Source organism: Eikenella glucosivorans (assembly GCF_016025525.2).
GTDB classification, from domain to species: Bacteria; Pseudomonadota; Gammaproteobacteria; order Burkholderiales; family Neisseriaceae; genus Eikenella; species Eikenella glucosivorans.
Window position 1 is genome coordinate 42,693 of the sequence record NZ_JACSGR010000004.1, and the last position, 25,051, is coordinate 67,743.

General features: G+C 56.9%; 26 protein-coding genes. 14 read left to right on the top strand and 12 right to left on the bottom strand.

Going from position 1 to position 25,051, the window contains the following annotated elements; genetic code table 11:
- Nucleotides 1-91: 91 nt before the first annotated feature.
- The gene (locus tag H9Q10_RS05750) at nt 92-274 is read left to right on the top strand and encodes a Com family DNA-binding transcriptional regulator (RefSeq protein ID WP_083296798.1); all 183 of its coding nucleotides are present in this window, start codon (nt 92-94) and stop codon (nt 272-274) included.
- Nucleotides 243-1,055, top strand: a complete 813-nt coding sequence (locus H9Q10_RS05755) for a DNA adenine methylase (protein ID WP_197903047.1) — start codon at nt 243-245, stop codon at nt 1,053-1,055. Before H9Q10_RS05750 ends, H9Q10_RS05755 begins: the two co-directional genes overlap by 32 nt.
- A gap of 231 nt (nt 1,056-1,286) precedes the next feature.
- Here the strand turns inward: H9Q10_RS05755 and H9Q10_RS05760 are convergent, their stop codons facing one another.
- Complete coding sequence (locus H9Q10_RS05760; protein WP_197903048.1) at nt 1,287-1,505, bottom strand: hypothetical protein; 219 nt, start codon at nt 1,503-1,505, stop codon at nt 1,287-1,289.
- 11 nt (nt 1,506-1,516) lie between these two features.
- Nucleotides 1,517-2,128, bottom strand: a complete 612-nt coding sequence (locus H9Q10_RS05765) for a C40 family peptidase (protein WP_197903049.1) — start codon at nt 2,126-2,128, stop codon at nt 1,517-1,519.
- Nucleotides 2,129-2,276: 148 nt separating this feature from the next.
- Here H9Q10_RS05765 and H9Q10_RS05770 point away from each other — a divergent pair, with 148 nt between their 5' ends.
- Nucleotides 2,277-3,953 (top strand): ABC1 kinase family protein, encoded by a 1,677-nt coding sequence (locus H9Q10_RS05770; RefSeq protein WP_197903050.1) that lies wholly within the window; start codon nt 2,277-2,279, stop codon nt 3,951-3,953.
- Between the two features lie 319 nt (nt 3,954-4,272).
- Here the strand turns inward: H9Q10_RS05770 and H9Q10_RS05775 are convergent, their stop codons facing one another.
- On the bottom strand, nt 4,273-5,637 hold the full coding sequence (locus tag H9Q10_RS05775) for an L-serine ammonia-lyase (RefSeq protein ID WP_197903051.1): 1,365 nt from the start codon (nt 5,635-5,637) through the stop codon (nt 4,273-4,275).
- A gap of 297 nt (nt 5,638-5,934) precedes the next feature.
- Here H9Q10_RS05775 and H9Q10_RS05780 point away from each other — a divergent pair, with 297 nt between their 5' ends.
- Nucleotides 5,935-6,138 carry a hypothetical protein gene (locus tag H9Q10_RS05780; protein ID WP_197903052.1) on the top strand — a complete coding sequence of 68 codons (204 nt, stop codon included), beginning with the start codon at nt 5,935-5,937 and terminating at the stop codon, nt 6,136-6,138.
- A gap of 162 nt (nt 6,139-6,300) precedes the next feature.
- On the opposite strand, the gene xseA is transcribed toward H9Q10_RS05780, so the two are convergent.
- On the bottom strand, nt 6,301-7,653 hold the full coding sequence (gene xseA / locus H9Q10_RS05785) for an exodeoxyribonuclease VII large subunit (RefSeq protein ID WP_197903208.1): 1,353 nt from the start codon (nt 7,651-7,653) through the stop codon (nt 6,301-6,303).
- A gap of 196 nt (nt 7,654-7,849) precedes the next feature.
- Between xseA and H9Q10_RS05790 the strand changes: the two genes are divergently transcribed.
- Nucleotides 7,850-8,491 carry a DUF2799 domain-containing protein gene (locus H9Q10_RS05790; protein ID WP_197903053.1) on the top strand — a complete coding sequence of 214 codons (642 nt, stop codon included), beginning with the start codon at nt 7,850-7,852 and terminating at the stop codon, nt 8,489-8,491.
- Between the two features lie 108 nt (nt 8,492-8,599).
- Here H9Q10_RS05790 and H9Q10_RS05795 read toward each other — a convergent pair whose 3' ends face one another.
- Nucleotides 8,600-8,869, bottom strand: coding sequence for a hypothetical protein (locus tag H9Q10_RS05795; protein ID WP_197903054.1), 270 nt, complete (start codon nt 8,867-8,869; stop codon nt 8,600-8,602).
- Here H9Q10_RS05795 and H9Q10_RS05800 point away from each other — a divergent pair.
- The gene (locus H9Q10_RS05800; RefSeq protein WP_238480150.1) at nt 8,849-10,189 is read left to right on the top strand and encodes an anaerobic C4-dicarboxylate transporter; all 1,341 of its coding nucleotides are present in this window, start codon (nt 8,849-8,851) and stop codon (nt 10,187-10,189) included. The genes H9Q10_RS05795 and H9Q10_RS05800 overlap by 21 nt on opposite strands.
- 356 nt (nt 10,190-10,545) lie before the next feature.
- On the opposite strand, the gene nhaC is transcribed toward H9Q10_RS05800, so the two are convergent.
- Complete coding sequence (gene nhaC, locus H9Q10_RS05805; protein ID WP_197903210.1) at nt 10,546-11,913, bottom strand: Na+/H+ antiporter NhaC; 1,368 nt, start codon at nt 11,911-11,913, stop codon at nt 10,546-10,548.
- A 442-nt stretch (nt 11,914-12,355) separates the two neighbouring features.
- Between nhaC and ilvD the strand changes: the two genes are divergently transcribed.
- The 7 genes from ilvD (at nt 12,356) to H9Q10_RS05840 (ending at nt 18,939) form a co-directional block, all read left to right on the top strand.
- Complete coding sequence (gene ilvD, locus H9Q10_RS05810; protein WP_197903055.1) at nt 12,356-14,215, top strand: dihydroxy-acid dehydratase; 1,860 nt, start codon at nt 12,356-12,358, stop codon at nt 14,213-14,215.
- 116 nt (nt 14,216-14,331) lie between these two features.
- Nucleotides 14,332-15,237, top strand: coding sequence for a DUF4299 family protein (locus tag H9Q10_RS05815; RefSeq protein WP_197903056.1), 906 nt, complete (start codon nt 14,332-14,334; stop codon nt 15,235-15,237).
- A gap of 98 nt (nt 15,238-15,335) precedes the next feature.
- Nucleotides 15,336-16,181 (top strand): hypothetical protein, encoded by an 846-nt coding sequence (locus H9Q10_RS05820; RefSeq protein WP_197903057.1) that lies wholly within the window; start codon nt 15,336-15,338, stop codon nt 16,179-16,181.
- Nucleotides 16,182-16,318: 137 nt separating this feature from the next.
- Nucleotides 16,319-16,858, top strand: coding sequence for an SH3 domain-containing protein (locus H9Q10_RS05825; RefSeq protein WP_197903058.1), 540 nt, complete (start codon nt 16,319-16,321; stop codon nt 16,856-16,858).
- A gap of 134 nt (nt 16,859-16,992) precedes the next feature.
- A complete protein-coding gene (locus tag H9Q10_RS05830) occupies nt 16,993-17,553 on the top strand; it encodes an SH3 domain-containing protein (RefSeq protein WP_197903059.1) in 561 nt (186 codons plus the stop codon).
- 128 nt (nt 17,554-17,681) lie between these two features.
- The gene (locus H9Q10_RS05835; protein ID WP_197903060.1) at nt 17,682-18,236 is read left to right on the top strand and encodes an SH3 domain-containing protein; all 555 of its coding nucleotides are present in this window, start codon (nt 17,682-17,684) and stop codon (nt 18,234-18,236) included.
- Nucleotides 18,237-18,408: 172 nt separating this feature from the next.
- Nucleotides 18,409-18,939 (top strand): SH3 domain-containing protein, encoded by a 531-nt coding sequence (locus H9Q10_RS05840; RefSeq protein ID WP_197903061.1) that lies wholly within the window; start codon nt 18,409-18,411, stop codon nt 18,937-18,939.
- 211 nt (nt 18,940-19,150) lie between these two features.
- Here H9Q10_RS05840 and H9Q10_RS05845 read toward each other — a convergent pair whose 3' ends face one another.
- From H9Q10_RS05845 to H9Q10_RS05860, 4 genes are all read right to left on the bottom strand, one after another.
- Entirely contained in the window at nt 19,151-20,065 is a 915-nt protein-coding gene (locus tag H9Q10_RS05845) for a metal ABC transporter solute-binding protein, Zn/Mn family (protein WP_197903211.1), read from the bottom strand.
- A 122-nt stretch (nt 20,066-20,187) separates the two neighbouring features.
- Nucleotides 20,188-21,060, bottom strand: a complete 873-nt coding sequence (locus H9Q10_RS05850) for a metal ABC transporter permease (RefSeq protein WP_197903062.1) — start codon at nt 21,058-21,060, stop codon at nt 20,188-20,190.
- Nucleotides 21,061-21,106: 46 nt separating this feature from the next.
- The gene (locus H9Q10_RS05855) at nt 21,107-21,499 is read right to left on the bottom strand and encodes a hypothetical protein (RefSeq protein WP_197903063.1); all 393 of its coding nucleotides are present in this window, start codon (nt 21,497-21,499) and stop codon (nt 21,107-21,109) included.
- Entirely contained in the window at nt 21,484-22,212 is a 729-nt protein-coding gene (locus H9Q10_RS05860; protein WP_197903064.1) for a metal ABC transporter ATP-binding protein, read from the bottom strand. Before H9Q10_RS05860 ends, H9Q10_RS05855 begins: the two co-directional genes overlap by 16 nt.
- 333 nt (nt 22,213-22,545) lie before the next feature.
- On the opposite strand from H9Q10_RS05860, the gene H9Q10_RS05865 reads away from it, so the two are divergent.
- Nucleotides 22,546-23,670: a polyamine ABC transporter substrate-binding protein gene (locus tag H9Q10_RS05865; protein WP_197903065.1), complete on the top strand. Its 1,125-nt coding sequence runs from the start codon at nt 22,546-22,548 to the stop codon at nt 23,668-23,670.
- A gap of 174 nt (nt 23,671-23,844) precedes the next feature.
- On the opposite strand, the gene H9Q10_RS05870 is transcribed toward H9Q10_RS05865, so the two are convergent.
- Together H9Q10_RS05870 and H9Q10_RS05875 are read right to left on the bottom strand one after the other, a co-directional pair.
- The gene (locus H9Q10_RS05870) at nt 23,845-24,240 is read right to left on the bottom strand and encodes a hypothetical protein (protein WP_197903066.1); all 396 of its coding nucleotides are present in this window, start codon (nt 24,238-24,240) and stop codon (nt 23,845-23,847) included.
- Between the two features lie 8 nt (nt 24,241-24,248).
- The gene (locus H9Q10_RS05875; protein ID WP_197903067.1) at nt 24,249-25,001 is read right to left on the bottom strand and encodes a hypothetical protein; all 753 of its coding nucleotides are present in this window, start codon (nt 24,999-25,001) and stop codon (nt 24,249-24,251) included.
- Nucleotides 25,002-25,051 lie beyond the last annotated feature (50 nt).

The window sequence follows — 25,051 nt, forward strand, 5'->3', positions numbered from 1 at the left end:
CCAGCCACGCAGAGACAGCCTGCATGACCCAAGGCCGCCACCTCTAGAGGCGGGCGGATTCTAACATACCGGTAATGTGGGAGCTGCAAAAATGCAATATCGTTGCAAAAACTGCAATAAGCTGTTGGCCAAAGGCGAGGGTGAGCTGGAAATCAAATGCCCGCGCTGCAAAGCGGTCAACCAATTTGGTTCTTTAACAACCCGGAGTGCCTGTGAGCGCCAAACTTCAAGGAGCAAGCATCATGGGCAACACCCATCCCGTCAGTCCGCTTAGGGGCTGGCTGGGCGGCAAATACCGCCTGGCCGGTACCATCATTCCGCTAATCCCGTCAGACCATACCTGCTACGCCGAAGTGTTCGGCGGTGCGGCATGGGTGCTGTTCAAAAAGCCGCCATCCAAAGTGGAGGCCATCAACGACATCAACGCCGATGTCATCAATCTATATAGGTGTGTTCAAAACCACCTGCCCGAGCTGCTGCGGCAGGCGGAATACCTGCTGCCCAGCCGCGATGAGTATTGCCGGCTGCAGCACTGCAACCCCACCACCCTGACCGACATCCAGCGCGCGGTGCGCTTCCTCTATCTGCACCGCATGGGTTTCGGCGGCAAGGTGGCCGAGTTCTGCTGCGCCGCCACCAGCACCCGCCCGCCCAAGTTCCGCGCCGACAGGTTGGCCGAGGAGCTGCAACACAGCCACCGACGCCTGCAAGGGGTGATGCTGGAGCGGCTCAACTACGACGACTTCATCGCCCGCTACGACAAGCCCGGCACCTTCTTCTACATCGACCCGCCGTATTGGGATTGTGAGACGATGTACGGCAAAGGCATCTTCGCCAAAGCCGACTTCGAACGGCTGGCCGAGCAGCTACGCCACATCAAAGGGCGCTTTCTGCTGTCGATTAACGACGTGCCGGCCATTAGGGAGATCTTCACCGGCTTCCAGTTTAAAGAGGTCAGCCTGCGCTACAGCATCAATAAGGAGGCCACCACCGAAGCTGACGAGCTGTTGATTGCCAACTACCCCATCAACATGGAGCAGGCAGAGCAGGCTTGACGTGAAAAATCCCACCAAGCAAGGTGGGATTTGTAACGTTGTTGCATAGGGTGCAATAATATCAGGACTGATTTATCGCGCCGAAGTGGGGATATTTATCGCGCGCGGCTTCAGTTATAGCGGGTTTGGCGGGATTTGCCAAGGATTCTGACAACGTTGATGTGGGATAGCAAAGAGGCTACCTGAAAAATGGGGTGGCATTTTCAGGTAGCCTGTATTGTGGCTCGGCGCTTAGGGCTGGCGGTAGGGGTTGTGCACGTGGCGCATGAGGTCGATGAGGAAGTCGCGCACTTGTTGTTCGCCGCAGCCCATGAGCAGGGCGTCTTCGAAGGTGTCTTGTGCGAGCTGGTAGAGTTCCTGCATGTTTTCCTGCATCACTTTCACTTTTTCGGTGCAGGAAACGATTTCGCCGTTGTCGCTATACCATTTGGGCATTTCCGGCATGTTCATGGTGTGTGCCTTTAGCGGGTGAAGCGGGTGGAACGGTCTACGCGGCGGGCGGTGATGTAGCGGTTTTTCCAGTAGTTGCCGTTCATGCTGGTGATTTCGATGTCGCGGCCGGTGCGGGGGGCGTGGATGAAGCGGTCGTTGCCGATGTACATGCCGACGTGGGATACACGGCCGCCGCCGCCGAAGAAGACCATGTCGCCCGGCTTGAGGTTGGCACGGTCGACTTGCTGACCCACGGTGGCCATTTCGGCAGAGGTGCGGGGCAGGGTGATGCCCATGCTGCGTTTGAAGATGTATTGCATGAAGCCGCTGCAATCGAGGCCTTGGGTGGGGGAGTTGCCGCCGAAGCGGTAGGAGAGGCCGATGAGGCTCATGGCATTCATGATGAGGTCACCGGCTTCGTCTTGACTGCCGGAGGAGCGGCTACTTGAGGATTGGCGGCTGGATGATGACCGGCTGGATGATGATGAAGACGAGGCATTGCTGCCGTGGCCGGTGCGTTCGCGGATGAGGCGTTCGAGCGCGTCGTTATCCAAGCCTTCGGGCGCGGCTTGGGCGCTGAGCGGGAGGGCGAGGGAGAGCGCCGTGAGGGCGAAAATACTTGCTTGCTTGATCCACTTCATCAATTTGGAGCTTTCTGTTTCTTGCCGTGTTATAGCGTATTCGGGGTGTGGCGGAAGCTCGGCGCGGCGGGCGGCGTATGCGCTATAAGGGGCGGGTATGTTATGCTGTGCATCCGTTATGGATACAGATTTTGCAGGGGGTATGCGTATGGCTAAATCTGCCGTTTTGGCTTGGGGCGACCTCAACCGGTTGCGCCAAATCGTGTCTGTTCTGGCTCGGCACGGGTTGGGCAGTTTCCTTGGCCGGCTTAAGCTGAACCGCTCTTCCTGGCTGGGTGGTGCTGCCGGGCAGGAGCAGCCGGCCGGCCAAGCCAATATCGGCACTGCCCGCCGTTTCCGGCAGGCGTTTGAAGAGCTGGGGCCCACGTTTATCAAGCTGGGGCAGATCCTGGCCACCCGTGTGGATATTTTCAGCGCCGAATGGATAGAGGAGTTCGAACGGCTGCAAAGCCGTGCCAATCCCTTGCCATTTGAGGAGATCCGTTTGCTGCTCACCGAGCAGCTGGGGCGGCCGCCGGAAGAAGTGTTTCGGCATATCGACAACGAGCCGGTGGGCAGTGCCTCCATCGCGCAGGTGCATCGTGCGGTGCTGCTCGATGGCAGTGAGGTGGCGGTGAAGGTGCGCCGGCCGGATATCGAACCGCTGATTCAGGCAGATTTGCGCATTCTAACCTATTTGGCGCAATTGATAGAATCGGAAATCGCCGAAACGCGCCGCTATCATCCAGTGCAGATGGTGCAATATTTTGCCAAAAGCCTAGCCAAGGAAACCGATTTGTCTGCTGAGCTGCGCCATATGCAGCGTTTTGCCGCCTGGTATGAAAGCCACTCCGGCATTCACATCCCCAAAGTTTATCCCGAATACAGCAACCGGCAGATCCTGGTGCAGGAATACATGGCCGCCGAACTGCTGAAAGATGCCGATTTGGCCGCATTTGGCTCAGAGGAGCGGCACATCCTGGCCTGCCGCATCACCGACGCCCTACTCAATATGATTCTCGGCCAAGGCTTGTTTCACGCCGACCCGCATCCGGGCAACATCTTTATCTATCCCGATTTAAGCATCGGGCTGATCGATTTCGGCATGGTGGGCTACCTGAATACCGTGCGGCGACAGGAAATCAACGCATTAATTGAAGCCCTAATCCACCGCGACCCCTTCGCCGTGCAATACATCCTCGCCAACTGGGCACAGGGCGAAGTGCCCGATGAAGACCTGCTAGGTGCCGATGTGATGGAAATGCTGCTCGACTACGAGCACACCGCCGTGCGCGATTTGCGCATCAGCCAAGTCATCAACGACCTCACCCGCATCATGCGCGAGCATGAATTGGCACTGCCCGGCGATTTGGTGATGCTGTTCAAAGCCCTGCTCACCTTAGAAGGCGTGGTTAAGCGCCTTGACGGCGATTTCCAGCTGCTGGAACACGCCAAGCCGATTGTGCAAAGCGTGATCCGGCAAGGCTTTTCGCCCGAGCACGTGTGGCGGCGCACCCGCGCGCAGGGCAGGATGCTGGGGCGCATGCTCGGCGATTTGCCGAAAAATCTGCTGCGCCTCAACCACCGGCTGCAAAGCGGCCGTGTAAACGTCAACCTCGATTTGAAGCGCCTCGACAGCCTCAACCAGCATTTGGAACACAGCGCCAACCGGCTCACCATGGGCATGGTAACGGCGGCGCTGATTATCGGCTCCTCCATCCTGCTGAGCAGCAACATCGGCCCCAAGCTGTTCGGCCTCTCGTTTCTCGGTTTTTTCGGTTACCTTTTGGCCTTCGCCAACAGCTTGTGGATTATCTGGGCTATTTGGCGTTCGGGCAAACATTAAAACAAAACTTTTCAAGCGTAAAGAGAATGTGATGAAGGCAGAGGCTACCTGAAAAACGGTTTTGGCGAAGCGGAAAACAAGGCGGCGGATTTTCAGGTAGTCTGATAGATTGGGCAGGTGAGAGGGTATGGATGGCGTATGAAACGGGCGGCACACCGGAGATGTTTGCCGCCTTCGCAAACGAGGCTGCCTGAAAACGGTTTTTCAGGTAGCCTCTTGCTCTTCCGGCAGCCGATAAGGCTACCTGAAAAACGGAAAGGGCATGTGGAATAAACCATCCCATGCCCTTTGAGTTTGGAATCAGCAAGCTGGCAGCAGGCTAACACAGCACATGTTTAGCCAGGCCACCGATGGAGGTTTCGCGGTATTTTTGGTGCATATCGCGGCCGGTTTCATACATGGTGGCGATGACTTCGTCGAGCGTAACCGCCGGCTCGGTGGTGCGGCGCAGCGCCATGCGTGAGGCGTTGATGGCCTTCACGGAAGACATGGCGTTGCGCTCGATGCAGGGCACCTGCACTTGGCCGTTTACCGGGTCGCAGGTGAGGCCGAGGTGGTGTTCCATGGCGATTTCGGCGGCAATACACACTTGATCCGGGCTGCCGCCCTGCAGCTCGGTGAGTCCGGCGGCGGCCATGGAGCAGGCCACGCCCACTTCGCCTTGGCAGCCCACTTCGGCACCGGAAATGGAGGCGTTCATTTTGTAGAGGCTGCCGATGGCGCTGCAGGTGAGCAGGTAGCGCAGCACTTGTTCGTCGGTGAGTGTGCTCACGAAGTGGTCGTAGTAGGCGAGCACGGTGGGCACGATGCCGCAGGCGCCGTTGGTGGGCGCGGTAACCACACGGCCGCCGGCGGCGTTTTCTTCATTCACGGCGAAGGCGGTCATGTTGATCCAATCCACGATGCCCATCGGGTCGCTGTTGATGCCGGCGCTGCTTTCCAATTGTTTTTTCACCAGCGGGGCGCGGCGTTGGATGTGCAGCGGGCCGGGCAGCGTGCCTTCGGTGTTGAGGCCGCGCTGGATGCAGTCTCTCATGGTTTGCCAGATGGCGTGGGCGTACGCGCGTACTTCTTCTTCGGGGCGCAGCGCGCATTCGTTGCGGAAGATGACTTCCGACAGGCTTAGGTTGTGCTCCTTGCATTGGCGGATAAGATCGGCAGCGCTGCGGTAGGGGTAGGGCACGTTGAGCGGCGCCTGCTCTTGCTCGGCTTCGGCAAACTGCTTTTCGGTTACCACGAAGCCGCCGCCGATGGAGTAGTACACTTCCTGCGCCACAATATCATTGCCGATAAAGGCTTCCAGGCGCATGCCGTTTTCGTGCAGCGGCAGGAAGGAGGAATGGAAGCGGAAATCGTGCATGTAGTCGAAGGGAGTTTGGTGGCCATTGATGTCGGGAAGGATTTTGTTGGCCATGACCTGCCGGATGAATTCTGGAAAGGTGGTGGTGTCCACCGTGTCCGGCTCGTAGCCGGCTAGGCCGCCGATGATGGCGGAGTCGGTGCCGTGACCGCGGCCGGTGAAGGAGAGCGAGCCGTAAACATGCGCCCGGAAACGGGTGATTTTGTTTAACAAGCCTTGATTGATTAATTGTTGCCGGAACAGCGCCCCGGCGCGCATCGGCCCGACAGTGTGCGAACTGGAAGGCCCGATACCGATTTTGAACATGTCAAAAATGCTGATCATTCTATTGCCGCCTTTCTGTCGATTTTTTCAATATTTTACCAAATCCGGCAGCGGCGGCCTAGGAGGGTGGCGTGGCGCGGATGCCGGTTGTGGCATTTATTCTCTTTGCAAGGCTGGACAATCGGGCGTTATCTAGGCAAAATGCGCATTATTGCCTGTTAAATGTTGTAACGAAGTTTGGATAACGGATTCATAAACGCGGGCAATACTTGCGACGTCTACTGCATATTTTCACAAAAACAATGCAGTAAGCTTATATATAGATTTTTTGATCGACTACATTATTTAGAGGTTAATATGCCACAAATGTTGATTCAAGTATCCGGTATGCAGAGCAAAACGGACGGAGACCGGCTGGTTGCCAAAGGCGAGACAGTTGCCGGGGTGAGGATGGTGAATGCCAATCATGATGACGGTCGCGTGGTGATTACGCACGGCGACGGTTTCGACATCGCCGCATTCAAAGCGGCGTTGGCAGAAGAAGGTTTCACCGCCGAATAGATGATGCCGCTTTCTCGGCAACACGCAATCGCAACAATAACCAATGGCTTCCTGCTTCGGAAGCCATTTTCCTTTTTCAGGTAGCCTCATTTGCCCGCCGTTGCACAAATGAGGCTACCTGAAAATATTTGTTTGCCCAAAAGCGGCAAACGGCAAGCCTGCCTAGTCAAACAAGTCCTGCTGCCCGGTGCGCTGCGGCAGCACCTGCGCCTTGGCCGTGCCGGTTTCGAAACGCAGTTGTAACACTTGTCCGCTGTGCAGTTTTCCGGCATCGCGCACCACTTTTCCGGCGCGGTCGGTGATGATGCTGTAGCCGCGCGAGAGGGTGTGTTGCGGGGAAAGGGCTGCCAAGATGCCTGCCTGCCTTTGGCACTGAGCCTGTTTGTGTGCGAGCAGGGTGGCCAGGTGGCGGTTGAGCTGCACGGCCTGGGTGTGCAGCTGCCGAGCGGCGGCTTCCGGCGCGGGACGGCTGCGGCGGCACAATTGCGCCAGATAGGCCAGCTGCTCCTGTTTTCGCAATAGGTGGCGCTGCATGCTGTCGGCGAGGATTTGGCGGCTGCGAGCGAGGGCGCCTAGCTGCTCCTGCCATTTCTGGCGTGGGTGGCGCAGCCGGGCGGCCTGCCAGTCGAGGCGCTGGGCGGCATCGGTGCAGCGGCGTTGCAGGGTGTGGCGCAGATGGCCGAGTAGCTGCTGCATTTTGCCCAGCTGCTCCGTGCGGTTGGGGCTGGCCAGCTCGGCGGCGGCGGTGGGCGTGGGCGCGCGCAGGTCGGCGGCAAAATCGGTGAGCGTGAAATCGGTTTCGTGGCCCACGCCGCTCACCACGGGAATCGGAGAAGCTGCCACCGCGCGCACCGCCGCCTCTTCGTTGAACGCCCACAAATCTTCGATGCTGCCCCCGCCGCGGCACACAATCAGCACGTCCGCCCGTCCGTGTTCCGCCGCCGCCGCAATGGCGGAGGCTACCTGAAATTCGCTGCCCGCACCCTGCACCGCCGTGGGATATACGATCACGCGCACATCCGGCGCGCGCCGCCGCAAAGTGGTGACCACATCGCGCAGCGCCGCCGCCGCCAGGCTGGTGACCACGCCGATGCACTGCGGCGCCTCGGGCAGCGGCCGTTTGCGCGCCGGATCGAACAAGCCTTCCGCCTGCAAACGCTGTTTCAGCCGCTCATAGGCCTCAAACAACTGCCCCAGCCCTTTACGCCGCACCTCCTGCACATTAATCTGAAACTCGCCGCGCGCCTCATACAGCGTGATCCTGCCCTGCACCTCCACTTCCTCCCCCTCGCGCAGCAGTGCGGCCAACGAGCGGGCGGCGTGCTTAAACAGGGTGCAGCGCACTTGGGCACGTTGGTCTTTTAAAACAAAGTAGTAGTGCCCGCTGGCCGCCTTTACCAAGTTTGACACCTCGCCGCCCACCCACAGCCCGGAAAGCTGGTCTTCCAGCAGGGTTTTGGCCAGATGGTTCAGCTCGGAAACGGAAAGCGCGGCAGGGGCAAACAGGTCGGACATGGCATCGGGCAGGGGAATGAAGGAAGGCGGCATTATACAGCCGGAAGGCTACCTGAAAAATCGGGCGGGCGGATTTTCAGGTAGCCTTTATGCGCCGCAGAGGCTGCTTAAAAAGAGCGGCTTCCGCTTCAGCACGCAGTTTGTCTAAATCCGCTAAAATCCCGAATCAGGCTACCTGAAAACCATTTCCTCAAAAATGATGCGCAAAAACTCCCTGCTCGCCCTATCCCTCATCCCGTTCCTGAGCGCCTGCGAAACCTTGGGCGAAATCATCATGCTGCCCGTTACCCTGCCCGCCTCTGCGCTGGTGGCCGTGCTCGACCACTCCAGCCGCGCCGATGAAAAACGGCTCATCTGCCGCGCTGACTACGATTGGTACGCCCTGGGCAAACGCCAAGGCGCGGCCGGAGCCAACGGCACATTTGAAGAAAACCGCTACCGCAACCTCTGCCAAGGCACAAACTTCCCGCCCGATGCCGAGCAATGGCAGGCCGGCTACCGCGCCGGGTTGGCGCAATACTGCACTCCAGCACGTTTCCGCCAACGCGGCGAAGACGGCGACCGCCCCATTAACGCCCAAGTTTGCCCCAACGCTGCCGAGCTCGCCCGCATCTACCAACAGGCCGACGAAGCCGCCGCCCCGCGTCGCGCCCAAGCCACCCGCTGGCGAGACGAGCGGCAAAAACTGCACCGCCGCCTGCAAGAGCTCAACGAAGAAGGCCGCCAACACCCCGACCAAGCCGTGCTCTACCGCGAACGCCGCCGCGATCTGCAAAATCAAATCGACGGCATAAACCGCAAGCTGAATGCGCCGCCGGAATTTGCAAACGAGCAATAAAGGCGGTTTTTCAGGTAGCCACTGTGCGGAGCAGCAGGCTACCTGAAAAAAAGGCGCCGTTATTTTTCGCGGTGTGCAACCTATTTTCTTGCCGGCATGCAATTTCAGCTAGCCGCCAAGATGAGTTAATAAAACTTTACTGAACTGGGTGCGACAGAGGCGTTTTGCATGAGGCCGGGCAATATGGGAGCTGCAATCAATCTGCCGGTGAATGATTTTGCATGTTGATTTTTTATGATAAAACATCATATTCCGCGCAGAAAGATGGGTTGGCGACAAAATCTGTTTTATTTGCTGGTTAAAGTTTGCTAAACTGCGGCCTTCGTTTTGCATACATAAATTTACTTTGGAGGCAGCATGAACTTCTTTGCCCAACATATGCAGTTCTTTATCCAGTTTGCCGTGGTGCTGTTGTGCATCCTGGCCGGGGCGCGCGTGGGCGGCATCGGCCTGGGCGTGTTCGGCGGCATCGGCTTGGCGGTGTTGTCGTTCGGCTTCGGCCTGGAGCCCACGAGCCCGCCGATTGATGTGATGCTGATGATTATGGCGGTGGTGTCGGCGGCGGCGGCCATGCAGGCAGCGGGCGGTTTGGACTATATGATCAAAATTGCCACCCGCGTGCTGCGCAAAAATCCGAAATACATCACCTTTATCGCGCCGATGGTGACTTATAGCTTCACCGTGCTGGCCGGCACGGGGCATGTGGCTTATTCGGTGCTGCCGGTGATTGCGGAAGTGAGCCGCAAAAACGGCATCCGCCCGGAGCGGCCGCTTTCGATGGCGGTGATTGCTTCGCAGTTTGCGATTATCGCCAGCCCGATTGCGGCTGCGGTGGTGGCCTGCGTGAGCTATTTGGAGCCGCAGCACATCACGATGGCGGACGTGCTGAAAGTGAGCATTCCTTCCACGGTGATCGGCATCGGCATTGCCTGCGTGCTGGTAAACAAAATGGGCAAGGAGCTGAAAGACGATCCGGAATATCAGCGTCGCCTGCAAGATCCGGCCTATCGCAAGCTGTATGAAAGCGAAACTTCCACCGAAGAAACGGAAGTGGGCGCCAAGGCCAAGATTTCGGTGGGGATTTTCCTGTTTGCCGCCATTTTGGTGGTGTTGCTGGGCGCGCTGCCTTCACTGCGCCCGGTGTTTGGCGACAAACCGATGGGCATGGCGCACACGATTGAAATCGTGATGCTTTCCGCTGCTGCGCTGATTATCGTTACCTGCAAGCCGGACGGCAATGCGATTACCCAAGGTTCTGTGTTCCATGCCGGGATGCGCGCGGTGATTGCGGTGTTTGGCGTGGCTTGGATGGGCGATACGCTGATGCACGGGCATTTGGAGGAGGTGAAAATGGCGGTATCGGGCCTGGTGGCCAGTGCGCCTTGGGCGTTTGCCTTTGCGCTGTTTGTGCTTTCTGTGCTGGTGAACAGCCAGGGGGCGACGGTGGCCACGTTGTTTCCGGTGGCGATTGCGCTGGGCGTGCCCGCACCGATTATCATCGGCACGTTTGTGGCGGTGAACGGCTATTTCTTTATCCCGAACTACGGCCCGATTATTGCGGCCATCGATTTCGACAGCACGGGCACAACGAAAATCGGGCGGTATATTTTCAACCACAGCTTTATGCTGCCCGGGCTTTTGAGCATGGGCTTTAGCCTGGTGTTGGGCTTGATGTTTGCCAAAATGTTTTTGGGTTGAACGGTTCGTCCGTTTGAGAAACCGCCCGAGCTTCGGCCCGGGCGGTTTGATTTTGGTGCGGAAGAGGCTACCTGAAAAACGGCGGGCGTATTTTCAGGTAGCCTGAAACCAGGCTTTGCTGATTGCGGCACACGCGCTGACTTTGGATGTAACGCTGGTGACGAATAACACCAAAGAATTTGCCAGAGTGGAAGGCTTGCGGTTGGAAAACTGGATGGATTAGCCGCTTGACCCGTGGGCGAGAAGGCTACCTGAAAACGAAGCTTCAACGCAGTTAAAACGAGCAACGTGAGTTTCTGCGAAGCTAAAGATTTTCAGGTAGCCTTTTGCTTTATGCATTTATACCGCTGTGCGCCTTATGCCGCGGTCTCGCTTTTGCTCAGGGTGAGGCCGGTGAAGCCGAACAGCAGGGTGAGCAGCAGGCTGAGGTAGCAGAAGAAGGCGTAGGGCAGGTAGTCGATCACGGCCACGCCCAGCGCGTGGTGGATAAACACGCCGCACACGCTCCAGGGCACCAGCGGGTTGGTCACCGTGCCTGCATCTTCCACGGTGCGGGAGAGATTGCGCGGGTGCAGGCCGAGCCGCTGGTAAACCGGTTTGAAGGTGTTACCGGCCAAAAGCAGGCTGAGGTATTGCTCGCCGATGAGCACGTTCACGCCCAGCGAGGTGGCGGCCACGGTGAAGGTGGCGCGGCCGGCGTTCACCAGCATGTGGCTGATGCCGGAGAGCAGGGCGGGCAGGATGCCCAGGGCGTTGAGCAGGCCGCCGAGGCTGAGGGCGAGGATAACGATGGTTTGCGTGAAAAACATGCTGCTGATGCCGCCGCGCGAAATCAGTTTGCCCACGTCGCCCAAATCGCTGCCTTCGGGGGCTTGGTAGCCGTTGAAGAAGTAGCCGCCGAGCTGCTCGATGCTGGGGCTGCTGTGCAGGTAGGTGAGGGCGAGCGCCACGAGGATGGTGATGATGATGGTGTAGATCGCGTTCACACGGCGCAGGGCGAGGATGATGAGCACGGCGAAGGGCAGCAGGGTATAGCCGTGCACCAGGCCGCTGGCCTGAAGCTGGGTTTTGAAGGCGGCCACCATGCCGAGATCGGCGTTGGCGGTGTGGCCGGAGAGCAACCACAGCAAAACGGCACTGATGAGCCAGGCCGGCACGGTGGTGTACATCATGTTGCGGATATGGTCGAACAGGTCGATGCCCACGATGGAGGCGGCAATGCTGGTAGTATCCGAAAAGGGCGACATTTTATCGCCGAAAAACGCACCGGATACCACCGCCCCGGCTACTACGGCCGGATTGGCGCCCAGCGCCGTACCCATGCCGATAAAGGCCACACCCAAGGTGGCGCAGGTGGTGAGGCTGCTGCCGATGGCCACACCCACCAGCGAAGTGAGCACGAAGGCGGAAAGATAGAAAATGCGCGGCGAAATCAGCTCGAAGCCGTAATACATCAGCGTGGGGATCGAGCCCGCCATCATCAACGCGGACACCAGCAGGCCGATGAAGAAAAAGAGATAAATCGCGCCGATGCCGGAGAGCACGCCGCGCGCCATGCTCAGCTGCATACGGCCGAAATCCAACCCCTTGCTTTTGCCGAACACCAAGAGCGTGCATAACACCAAAATCACCGACAAATGCGGCACCCAGCCGAACTGAATCATGGTGATGCCCATCACGGCCACCACCAGCGCGGCAATCACCGCCGCTTCGCCCGGGCGCATTTCCAATAATGCTTCTTTTGTTTCGTTCACTTCCGTTTCCTCTAATTTTGCATTGGCAGTTTGTGCCACAAATTTTGTAAAGAGGCCGCCAAACTATCATTTTCCGCCTGCCAAGGCAATCTCGGAGCAGGCAGCATCCCTTTTAAAGAAGCATCAGATTCGCCCGATTTGTGTTTCAGGCTACCTGAAAACAGTTTAGAATCATATTGAAAACATAGTTTATGAAATAAAATTGCTAAAATTGTGAATGAATATAAAGTAAATTGCGCATAAGGTTTTGCGGCGACACTTGCAACAAGCCCGCCCTATTCGGCTAAAATACGCCCAACCGAAAGGCTACCTGAAAACAAACCGCCTTTATCCGTTTTAACTAACGTTAAAGCACACACTTTCAGGTAGCCTCAACTATTCTATAAACCAATACCCCAGCTAAGGAACCAAAATGCCAGACTACCGCTCCAAAACCTCCACACACGGCCGCAACATGGCGGGCGCGCGCGCATTGTGGCGCGCCACCGGCGTGATGGAAACCGACTTCGGCAAGCCCATCATCGCCGTCGCCAATTCCTTCACCCAATTCGTTCCCGGCCATGTGCATCTGCACAATATGGGCCAACTGGTCGCCCGCGAAATTGAAAAAGCAGGCGCGATTGCCAAAGAATTCAATACCATCGCCGTGGATGACGGCATTGCGATGGGACACAGCGGCATGCTGTATTCCCTGCCCAGCCGCGACCTGATTGCCGACTCCATCGAGTACATGGTGAACGCACACTGCGCCGACGCGCTGGTGTGCATTTCCAACTGCGACAAAATCACCCCAGGCATGCTGATCGCCGCCATGCGCCTGAATATTCCGACTATTTTCGTTTCCGGCGGCCCGATGGAAGCGGGCAAAGTCATCGGCATTGCCAACATCCAGCCCGAACGCCGTCTGGATTTGGTGGACGCGATGATTGAAGCCGCAGACGACAATGTCAGCGACAAGCAAATCGAAGAAGTCGAGCAAAACGCCTGCCCGACCTGCGGCTCGTGTTCCGGCATGTTTACCGCCAACTCGATGAACTGCCTGACCGAAGCACTCGGCCTGTCCCTGCCCGGCAACGGCTCTTATCTCGCCACCCATGCAGGCCGCAAAGAGCTGTTTCTCGAAGCAGGCCGTATGATTGTGGACATCACGCGCCGCTATTATGAGCAGGACGACGAAACCGTGCTGCCGCGCAGTATCGCCACCAAAAAAGCGTTTGAAAACGCCATGACCATGGACATTGCAATGGGCGGCAGTACCAACACCATTTTGCATTTGCTCGCCGTTGCCAACGAAGCCGGTGTCGATTTCAAAATGGCGGACATCGACCGCTTGAGCCGCGTCGTTCCTTGCATTTGCAAAACCGCGCCGAACAACCACGACTACTACATGGAAGACGTACACCGCGCCGGCGGCATTTTCGCCATCCTGAAAGAATTGGACAAAGCAGGTAAACTGCACACCGATGTGTACACCATCCATGCGCCGACGCTGAAAGATGCCATTGAGAAATGGGACGTTACCAATCCCGAAAACACCGTCGCCATCGAACGCTTCAAAGCCGCACCGGGCGGCGTGCGCACCACGCAGGCCTTCTCGCAAAACCGCATGTGGAAAACCCTCGACCTCGACCGCGAAAAAGGCTGTATCCGCGATGTGGAACACGCCTACTCGCAAGATGGCGGCTTAGCGGTCTTGTTCGGCAACATCGCCGAACGCGGCTGCGTCGTGAAAACTGCCGGCGTGGACGACAGCATTCTCAAATTCACCGGCCGCGCGCGCGTGTTTGAAAGCCAAGATACCGCTGTCGAAGGCATTTTGGCGAACCAAATCGAAGCAGGCGACATCGTCATCATCCGCTACGAAGGCCCCAAAGGCGGCCCGGGTATGCAGGAAATGCTCTATCCGACCAGCTACCTGAAATCCAAAGGCTTGGGCAAAGCCTGCGCGCTGCTGACCGACGGCCGCTTCTCCGGCGGTACATCGGGCCTGTCTATCGGACACGTTTCGCCCGAAGCGGCGGAAGGCGGCGCAATCGGTTTGATACGCGAGTTTGACACCATCGAAATCGACATCCCCAACCGCAGCATCAACCTGCTGATTTCCGACGAAGAACTCGCCGGACGCCGCGCCGAAATGGAAGCGCGCGGCAGCAAGGCATGGAAACCGGAAAACCGCGAACGCTACGTCTCCGCCGCATTAAGGGCTTATGGCGCAATGGCGACTTCGGCAGACCGGGGGGCGGTACGGGATGTGAGCCAGATTGAGCGTTGATTGGTTTTAAAGGCATAAACAATTTTCAGGTAGCCCGTATTGCATGCAGGCTACCTGAAAAATTCAAGTAGTATCCATATCCACTCAGCTCACTAACAACTTGAAAAGGTATCCCAATGAGCGTTTCTTTCTACATCAAGAATCCGAAGAAACTGTTTCGCCACGCGTCTGTTTTGACTGTACGGGAATGTTTCCAACTTTCATCACAGCAGCTGGCACAATTTTCATTTAATGAATACGATGAACATTTTGATTTTCAACAATTTCTTTCACGACCCTTATCAGACTTCGAATGCCTGTTGCTCGGCGTAAACGAAAAAAGCGGCAGGGGTTTTGAGTTGTCTTTTGACGGGCAAACACAGGAATATGCCGTGCGCGAATTTACTCCCAGTACGCTAGAAGACTGGCAAATCGCCCTGCAATATCTTGCTGATTTGTCCCGCAAGCTCAAGCAGCCCATAGTGTGTGAAACAGGAGAAACATTCACTGCCGATACTATCCAAACCTTCGATTTCAAATCCGATATGCAGGCCGGCATATCAATGGTACCTTTCGAAGGTGAAGACGATATGCGCAGCTACAAGCTATATGGTGTTATACGCCCCGTAGCCTTGAATAAAGAGTTTCGTGAAAAAATCCTAGCAGATAATGACCCGGTGGCTGCCTTCAGCCGATTTATGAGGGAAATCCAATGGCTGGACGCCTATTCCGCGCAGCAAATTATCGCACGGGAAAACGATACGGGCGAATACATCGGTTTTTACACCTTAAGCCCCAATCTACCCACCATTCTGCCCTACCATCCTTCACTAGAATACAACCCCGATTTTGATCTGTCCGACAACGATATCGGCAGCTGGCAAATCTCCCTGCACAACAGCACCAAAGGCTCATTTACCGAACTGCCTTACGATACCTTTATTGCCCGCTTGCCAAAAGAAAAATACCGCTTTATTGATGCCGCCTATATCTTGTTAGACGCCTTCACGGAAAATGAACTGGCACAGCTAAGTGTGGAATAATTTCCAGCAGATAATCCGATTTTTGCTTGTACCAATATTTTCAGGTAGCCTTTGCCAGCTCATACCTGCTTTTGCTTTACCCTATTTAGCAATCTGCCATGACCGCCGCCTTCCACCTACGCATCTGCCTCGATTTTATTGAAACCGCATTGCTCAATAGCGGCAGCAAATGGCATTCAAGCGAACTCTATGAAGCCCACCAACGCGCTTGGGGCTATCTCCGCTGCCCCAAAAGCGAATGGACGCAAACCCATACCGCACCGCATTATCCGCCCGGCAGCGGTTTGCCTGCCCTACTCGCAGCACGCAATTTCCTTGCACCTTATGCCGGGGATTATGCCAAAGAGCTGCACGAACCAGCCTTTTCTCATGCATTGGCACAATACGATGCCAGATTGCCGGAAGCATTTGCCCAATACCGCCAAATGCGCTTAAACGATATCGGTGCAATCTGGCCGATTACGCCCGAACAGCTGGCCGAATTGCAGGCATACCCAGGGTTTGAGACCATTCTGGTAGAAGATTGGTGCGATGAAGCAGAACTGTTCGAACGCGTGCCGATGCAAGCAATCGTATTGCAATCACTGGGCTTTTTAGAGGAATACATCCGCCCCTACAGCCGAAGCCATCAAATGTTGTTCGATTATCCCGCCGCTACGCGAGCTTTTTTCCAAGGCCGGATTTCCTCTGCCGAACTGGCGAAAAAATGCAGGCAGCATTGGCAGCATCAAAGAAACAAATTCAACGGTATCCCTCATCTGCGCCGCCAAGAAGGGGCCATGGGCTTTTTTCTGTGGGAAGCCGCATGGAATGAAGAATTGGCCGGCCGAGAAGGCGTGCAAGACCCGCCGTTTTTCTATTTTCTCGACAATCTCACCAAAATCAATGCCGGCCTTGCCCTGCAATGGCGGGATTATGTTGCACCGTTGTTGAGAGCCGTGTAAACGCAGCCCGTGCATATCGAAGTTTCAGGTAGCCTGTATCACTGTGCAGGCTACCTGAAATTTATCCGGCACATGTCAGATATAATGGCGGCAGGCAACGCTGCCAGATTTCCCCAATTCCAATCAGGAACAAGCCTATGATTTCCTCTCCAGCCATCCGAGCCGCTGCATTTTCCGTTATGCTGCTGGCGCTGTCTGCCACCGCTGCCGCCCGTGCCAAACCGGGTGTATGCAATCTGCCCGAACCTGCCGAGCCCACCACCTATTTGGTTACCGACGGCGACGAGAGGGTGAACATCCGTGCCCGGCCCAACACCCGCGCCGCCGTGCTCGCCGTATTCGACAACTTCGGCGAGACCGACATCCTCGGCAAAAGCGGCGCGTGGTATCGCGTGCGCTTGGTTGTGCGGGGTAGACCGATGAGCGGTTATGTGCACCAAAGCCAGGTCAGCCTGCGCCGCATCTATACTTCGTACAGCAACGACGGCACGATTATCCAGCGCAGTAAACCAAACAACCATTCCGAAGAAGAGCAGCGTATCCCCAACTGTAAGCTCGTGATTGAATACCCCGCCAACCGCAAAGGTAACTGGCTCTATGTGGAAGTACCCGGCACCGACGGCAGCCTCTTCGGCTATGTGCACAAAAGCCAATTGAGACCAAGAGCGGAGTGGTAAATGCTCAAGGAATTTTCAGGTAGCCTGTATCGCTATGCAGGCTACCTGAAACTTTATCTGCCACAATATTGGCTATAATGGCGGCAGGCCGTGCCGCCACGGATTTTCCCAAGCAAACCTTTCAGGAGCACCCTATGATTTCCTTCCCGCATACCCAAACCGTCGCCTTCGCCGCCGTGCTGCTGGCGTTTTCTGCTGCCGCCGCAGCTCATGTTGCCCCCGACAGCTGCGGCCTGCCCGACAGCACGAAACCCTCCACCTATCTGGCCACCGACCACGACGGCGAAGGCGTGAACATCCGCGCCCAGCCCAACGCCCGCGCCGCCATCCTCGCCGTGTGCGACAACCAGGGCGAAGCCGCCATCCTCGGTAAAAGCGGCGCGTGGTACCGCGTGCAGCTGGCCTTGCGCCCGAACCAGCCGCAAGAGCGGCGCCTCATCAGCGGCTATGTGCACCAAAGCCAGGCCAGTCTGCGCCACACCTACATCGTGCGCAGTGCCGACGGCTCGGCCAACCTGCGCCTGCAAGCCAACAGCCGCGCCGAAGTGCAGGAACGCCTCCCCAACGGCACGGTGGTAACCGAATATCCTGCCCGCCGCCAGGGCGACTGGCACTATGTCTCGCTCGACGGCAGCGACAGCGAGCTGTTCGGCTATGTGCACAAAAGCCAGATAAGGCCGAAAGCCGGTCGGTAAACGCTAAAGGAAATTTCAGGTAGCCTGCCATACCATGCCGGCTACCTGAAATTTATCCGGCACATGCCAGCTATAATGGCGGCAGGCAACACCGCCACGGATTTCCCAACTTACTCAGGAGCCAACTCATGATTCCCTCCCCAAGCATCCGAATCGCCGCCCTCAGCTCCGTGTTGCTGGCGGCTTCCGTTTCTGTCGCCGCCCCTGTCATCCCCGACAGCTGTAACTTGCCTGAACCAGAGCTAGCCACCTATCTGGTTACCGACCAGGACAGCAAGAGCGAAACGGTAAACATCCGTGCCCAGCCCAATACCCGTGCCGCTGTGCTCGCCGTGTGCGACAACTTCGGCGAGGCCGCCATCCTCGGCAAAAGCGGCGCGTGGTACCGAGTGCGGCTGGCTGTGAACTGGGATCCGACGCGCATTATCAGCGGCTATGTGCACCAAAGCCAGGTCAGCCTGCGTCACATTTATACCGTGCACAGCGCCGACGGCTCGGCCATTCTGCGTCTGGAACCGAACAAATATTCCGACAACGAGGGGCGCTTCCCCAATGGCACGAGGGTGATCGAACGCCCCGCCGGGCGCAAAGGCGATTGGCTTTATGTGGAGCTGCCCGGCAGCGACAGCAACTATTTCGGCTATATGCACAAAAGCCAGATAAGGCCGAAAGCCGGTCGGTAAACGCTAAAGAAAATTCAGGTAGCCTGACTCACCCAGCAGGCTACTTGAAATTTATCCGCCGCAATGTTGGCTATAATGGCGGCAAGAAACGCTGTTATGGACCCCCTTAATCCAATGCAGGAGCCAACCCATAATTTCCTCCACAATCATCCGAACCGCCGCCCTCAGCGCCGTGCTGCTGGCGCTGTCTGCTACCGCCGCTGCCCGTGTTCAGCCTGGCGTTTGCAATCTGCCGGAGCCCGACGAGGTCGCCACCTATTTGGTTACCGACGGCGATGAGGTAGTGAACATCCGCGCCCAACCCAACACCCGCGCTGCCGTGCTTGCTGTGTGTGACAACCAAGGCGAAGCTGCCATCCTCGGCAAAAGCGGCGCATGGTACCGCGTGCGGCTGGTCTGGTATTCACCCCCGCCGCAGGCGCAGCGGCACGAAATCAGCGGCTATGTGCACCAAAGCCAGGCCAGCCTGCGCCGTGTTTACATCGTGCACGGCGCCGACGGCTCGGCCAATATACGCCGGAAAGCCGGCAACCGTTCTGGTATGGTAGGGCGTTTCGCCAACGGCACGAGATTGATCGAATTCCCCGCCAAGCGTAAAGGCGACTGGCATTTCGTGGGTGTGATTGGAAGATGGAGCGTATTCATTTCCAGTTATTACGGCTATGTGCACAAAAGCCAGATTAGACCGGAAACGGGGCAATAAATGGTGGAGAAAGTTTCAGACAGCCTTCGAGTATTCTGGTAGGAAGAGGCTACCTGAAAATGATAGGCTGAACATGGATGCCCGACGTTTTCCAAACAATATGCCGGATTGTAGGGCATGAATGCCAAGCTACTGCGGGCACACTAAAGGCTACCTGAAAATTTTCAGGTAGCCTTTGCTATGCCCGGTTCAAACCGGATTCAAAGCAGCACTACTGCTTCATCGCGTTCACCAGCGAGCTGACGTTGTGGCGGAACATCTGCTCGTAGGTGGCGGCGGGGGCGCCGCGGCTGAGGGCGTCGGAGTAGAGCTTGCCGTTTACGCGGATGCCGGTTTCGCGGGAAATGCGGTCCACCATGCGCGAATCTTTGATGTTTTCGCTAAAGGCGGCGCGGATGCCCTGGCTGCGGATTTGGCGGATCAGAGCGGAAACCTGGCGGGCAGATGGCTCGGCTTCGGTGCTTACGCCTTGCGGGGCGATGAATTCCACGCGGTAGCGTTTGCCCAAGTAGTTGAAGGCGTCATGCCCGGTGAGCACTTTGCGGCGGGCGGCGGGCACGCTGTTGAATTGGGTTTGCGCCCATTGGTGCATGGCATCGAGGCGGGCTTGGTAGCCGGTGAGGCGCTGCTGATAATAGGCGCGGCCTTGGGGGTCGACCCGGATGAGGGCGTCGGCCACGTTTTGGGCATAGGTTTTCATCAGCACGGGATCGTTCCACACGTGGGGGTCGAACTGGCCGTGATGGTGGTGGCCGTGGTCATGACCGTGATGGTCGTGATCATCGTCGTCGTGGTCGGCGGCCTGCATCGGCTGGATGTTTTTGGTGGCTTCGGCAAAGGGTGTGCCGCTTTGGCGGATGCCGCGCATCACGGCGGCCTGCTCGAAGCCCAAGCCGTTTACCAGCACGAGCTTGGCGCTGCGGATGCGGCGCATGTCGCGGCTGGTGAGGTTGTAGGCATGGGCGTCTTGGTCGGGCCCCACTAGGCTGCTCACGTTCACGCGCTCGCCGCCCACCTGCTTGGCCACGTCGCCCAAAATGCTGAAGCTGGATACGACCTCCAGCGGCGCGGCATACAGGCTGCCGGAAAAGAGGGCGGCCACGATGCCGAGCTTCCAATGTTTCAATTTCATCTTTTTGCTCCTTTTGATTTGCTTGTATCAACGAGCCTTCAGGCTCTTCCGTGAGGCTACCTGAAAATTTCAGGTAGCCTCCAAAGCTGGCGGGGTGCAGTTGGGTACACCAAACATCACGCCCGCAAATGCCGCCCGCGCCACCATTTCGGCAGCATCCCGCCCTCGCGCCCGATAAACAGCGACACGGCATATACGCCGCCCAGGCACAAAATAATCGCCGGGCCGGAGGGGATGTCCACATGGTAGGAAAACAGCAGCCCGCAGAAGCTGCACGAGAGCGCAATCAGCACCGCGAGCCCGATCAGCCCGCCCATGCTGCGCGCCCACAGCCGCGCCGTAATCGCCGGCAGCATCATCACCCCCACCGACATCAGCGTGCCGATGGCCTGGAAGCCCGCCACCAGGTTCAGCACCACCAGCATCAGAAACAGCACATGCCACAGCCCGCCGCGCCCGTTTACCGCGCGCAGGAAGAGCGGATCGATACTCTCCAGCATCAACGGGCGGTAGATCACCGCCAGCATCAGCACCGACACCGCGCTCACGCACAGCACCAGCACCAGCGAAGGCGCGTCCACCGCCAGCACCGAGCCGAACAAGAGGTGCAGCAGGTCCACATTGCTGCCGTAGCTGCTCACCAGCACTACACCCAGCGCCAGGCTGGAGAGGTAAAACGCAGCAAAATTCGCATCTTCCTTCAAATTCGTGTGCCGGCTCACCAGGCCGGCGAGCAGCGCCATCGCCAGCCCGGCGGCAAAACCGCCTAGGCTCATGGCGGGCAGGCTGAGCGAACCGGCGGCAATATAGCCAGCCGCCGCGCCGGGCAGCACCGCGTGGCCGAGCGCATCGCCCACCAGGCTCATGCGCCGCATCACCAAAAACACGCCCACCGGCGCCGCACCCACGGCCAGAAACAGCACGGAGGCGAGCGCATAGCGCATGAAATCGTCGGCAAAGGGTTCGATGAGGAGCTGGGATAGGGTCATGGCGTGTGGTTGGTTTGGGGTGTTGGGTGGAACGGGTTTACGGCTTTCAGGTAGCCTGTTTGGCGGGCGGCTTATCGTTGGCAGTGATTACGCCTTCGCCCACGGCGGTGCCGCCTTCCATAATCCAAAATTCCGTGCCGGGGCGCAGGGCAGAATAATCCACGCGGCCGGGGTAGAGATAATCCAGCCCGGCTTGCAGCGGCTCGCCGAGCCGGCTGTGTTCAAAGGCGGCAAACACGATGCCGAACATTTCGCGGCTGCCTTTGGGCGCGAAATGCGGGCGGTAGCCTGCGGCGGGAAAGTGCGCGCGGCTGCGGATGCGCTGCGGGAAGGCTCCGGCGGGGAAATCTTCGCGGCGGTTTTGGAAAAGCACTACTCGGGCGGCAAACATGGGGCTACCTGAAAATAGGGCTACCTGAAAAGTCAGGCTTCGCACCATTCACGGCTGCCGGGATGATGGTGCATGGCGTGGGCGGCCTGTTTCAGGTAGCCTTCGGTGAGCACGTCGCAGGTGGCGCCGCTGGCGATTTTTTCGCGCGCAATCAAAAAGGTGTTGGGGAAATAGGCGCGCACTTGCTCATAGTCGTGCAGCACGGCAATCACGGCGCGGCCTTCTTGGTGGCATTGGCGCAATACGTCGAGCAGCTCGAAGGTAGTGCGGGCATCCACGGCGTTGAAAGGCTCGTCGAGCAGCAGGAATTTGGCATCCTGCACCAGCATGCGGGCGAGCAATACGCGTTGGAACTGGCCGTTGGAAAGCTGGCCGATGCCGCGGCGGGCGAAGTCGGCCATACCCACCCGCTCCAGCGCGGCGTGCACCCGTTCGCGCTGCGCAGGCTTGACGCCGCCGAAAAAGCCGATTTCATACCACAGGCCCATGGCGGCCAGCTCGTACACGGAAATGGGCTGGCTGCGGTCGATGTCGGACTGCTGGGGCAGGTAGGCGATGTCGCGGCGGGAGAGGCCTTGCCAGTGCACGGCGCCGGTGCTGGTTTTCAGTAGGCCCATGATGGCTTTGAGCAGGGTGGATTTGCCGGCACCATTGGGGCCGAACACCGCCCACATGCTGCCGGGCGCGAATTCGCCGCAAATGTGGTGTACGGCGGGGTGACGGCGGTAGCTCACCGTGAGGTTGTCGAATACGATGCTCATAGCGAGGCACCCGTCCAGGCGAATACGCCCAGCATCAGGGCAATGAGCGCGGCGGCCAAAAGCAGGCGGCGCGGAAGGCTGTCGAGTAACCAGGAATGCATAGCGTGCAGGCCGTGTTATGTTGTAACGGGCGGCATGATACTCTATAACATGCGTTGAGGCTACCTGAAAATTCGGGTATACCGTGCCGCCAAAGGGCGGATGCCGCGCCACGAAGTGCCAATCTGCTGTTCGGATAAAGAAAATACTTGCCTAGGCGGATGTTTCCAAGTTTAATAGCCGAAATTCAATCTGGCGGGGCGCATCCCCGTTTTTAAGAACCAAGGAAAGATAATGAAAAAACTGCTTCTGGTTTCGTTGTGTGTCGGATTGCTGGCGGGCTGCGGCGGTTCGTCAGGCAATGATGCTTCCGCGCCCGGTGCCGACGGTGCCAACATCCTCAACCTCTACAACTGGGCAGACTACGTTGATCCCGCCACGCTCACCGAGTTTACCAAGCAAACCGGTATCGCCGTGCGCTCCGCCTACTACGACAATAACGAAACCCTCGAAGCCAAAATGCTCAGCGGCAACAGCGGCTACGACCTGGTGGTGCCCTCCATCGCCAACGTCGGCCGCCAGATCCAGGCCGGTGCCTACCGGCCCATCGACAAAAGCCAAATCCCCAACTATGGCAACCTCGACCCGCATCTGCTCAAGCTGATGGAGCAGGTGGATCCCGGCAACAAATACGCCGTGCCCTATTTCTGGGGCATCAACACGCTCGCCATCAACACCCAAATGGTGCATAAAGCCCTAGGTGATACCCCCCTGCCCGAAAATCCCTGGGATTTGGTGTTCAACCCGCAATACACCGCCAAGCTCAAATCCTGCGGTATTTCCTATTTCGACAGCCCGCTAGAACAATACCCGCTGGCACTCAGCTACCTGGGCAAAGACCCCAACAGCACCAATCCCGCAGACCTGCAGGCCGCCACCGACATGATGCGCGCCGTGCGCAAAGACATCCGCCTCTTCACCGGCTCCACCTACATTAACGACCTGGCCGCCGGCAACCTCTGCGTGGCCATCGGCTACGGCGGCGACCTCAACATCGCCCGCAACCGCGCCATCGAAGCCGGCAACGGCATCGACATCCAAGTGCTCGTGCCCAAAACCGGGCTGGCCGTGTGGATTGATTCCCTGATGATACCCAAAGACGCGCACCACCCCGCCAACGCCCTCAAATACATCAACCACACCCTCGATCCCAAAGTGGCCGCCGCCAACGGCAGCTTCGTTACCTATGCCCCCGCCAGTAAGCCTGCACGCGAGCTGATGCCCGCAGAATACCGGCACAACGAATCCATCTTCCCCAGCGAAGAAGCCATGGCCCGCAGCTTCGTCATCCTGCCCAAAGATGCCCACACTAGCCGCCTGATGACCCAGCTTTACCAAAGGCTGATGGCGATTAAGTAAGCGGATTGCCCGATTGCACTAAAGGCTACCTGAAAATATTTTTCAGGTAGCCTTTTTGTGTGGAAGCTGTTTATTTTATGGCTTAAACGGTAGGTTAATACGAATATGATGGGGATATTCAGAGGTTATGTTTAAGACTAGACGGGAGAAAGGATTGTGTGGGCTACCTTTTTATTACTGATAATAATTATTGCAGAAATAAATATATATGTTTTCCTGTACTGAGGATGGGAAAACATCCACAAAATAGCTAGGGTCTCCAGATTCAACCTTGATAACCCTTCCCGTCGTAATATCTATTACGGATTGCCTGCCAAAAGCTATCTTATGTTGGCCGCAACGGAAGAAGACATGCCCTACCATATTAGTCTTGCTTCCTGCTGTATCAACGGCATTAGTCAAAAGAAACCATGCGCTATCTCTGCCAATTGTTTGTTTATCAATGAATACATTTGTAGTCCCATCATATGATTCTGTGAACAACTCCCATCTATCAGGATCTGGGGTGGGTTGGGCTTGGGATATAGCAGATAGAGCAAGGAATGAATAATAGAATATCAGTTTCTTCATGGCACACTCTATTTAATTTGTCCAAAGTTATTGATAAATGTAGAAATATCATCTTTGTTATTCAGTAGATACCGCTTCCCTTTATCTAAAATTGAGATGCTGATAGATAGCGAATCTTGACCTTTAATGATGCCTCGGTTTTTAAGCGTAGTAATGTGGCTGCTCGGAATAACGGCAAAAGAAGTTTTTGTGAGTTCACGCAAGGCAAAAACATAGTAGGTATTGCCGCCGTGATTAGTTTCAAAAGATTTTTGATTGATGCTGAAGCCGAAGCTGCCGTTGGTACGCGGTTGAGATGTTTTCACTTGGATGTGGTAATAGATGTTTTCTTTTGAGGCAATAATATCAATCCCTTTGTCCACCACCATTAATGAAGCATTAAACCCCCAAAACAATAGTTCGCTCATCACGGCCATCTCACCAGCTTTGCCTAAAAAGGCAGAATCCACAGGTGGAGCAATGTTTTGCTCCGTAGGGTTAGCCACTCTCAATTTCTTCAATCGGTACACGCCGCGCTTGTAAGAAACGACTTTCCCTTTCGCGTCTTTCTTACTGGCAACCTTGGTAAAGACGGCATCTTTCTTTTTCACATGGGCGGCGAGTGCTGATGACAGCTTGTTGCTGAATGTTTCCGAATCCATTCCCATGTTGTGATTTATCCGGACAGCTTCAATAGCAATATCAGATATATGACCTTGTTTCCCTGGCATATCTGCTAGGATTTTATATGCGGCTTGTAAGATTTGGCTGAGATTTTCCATGATTAGTCCTTGATAATATTGACTTCCATGCGTACTCAGTAATTATGATG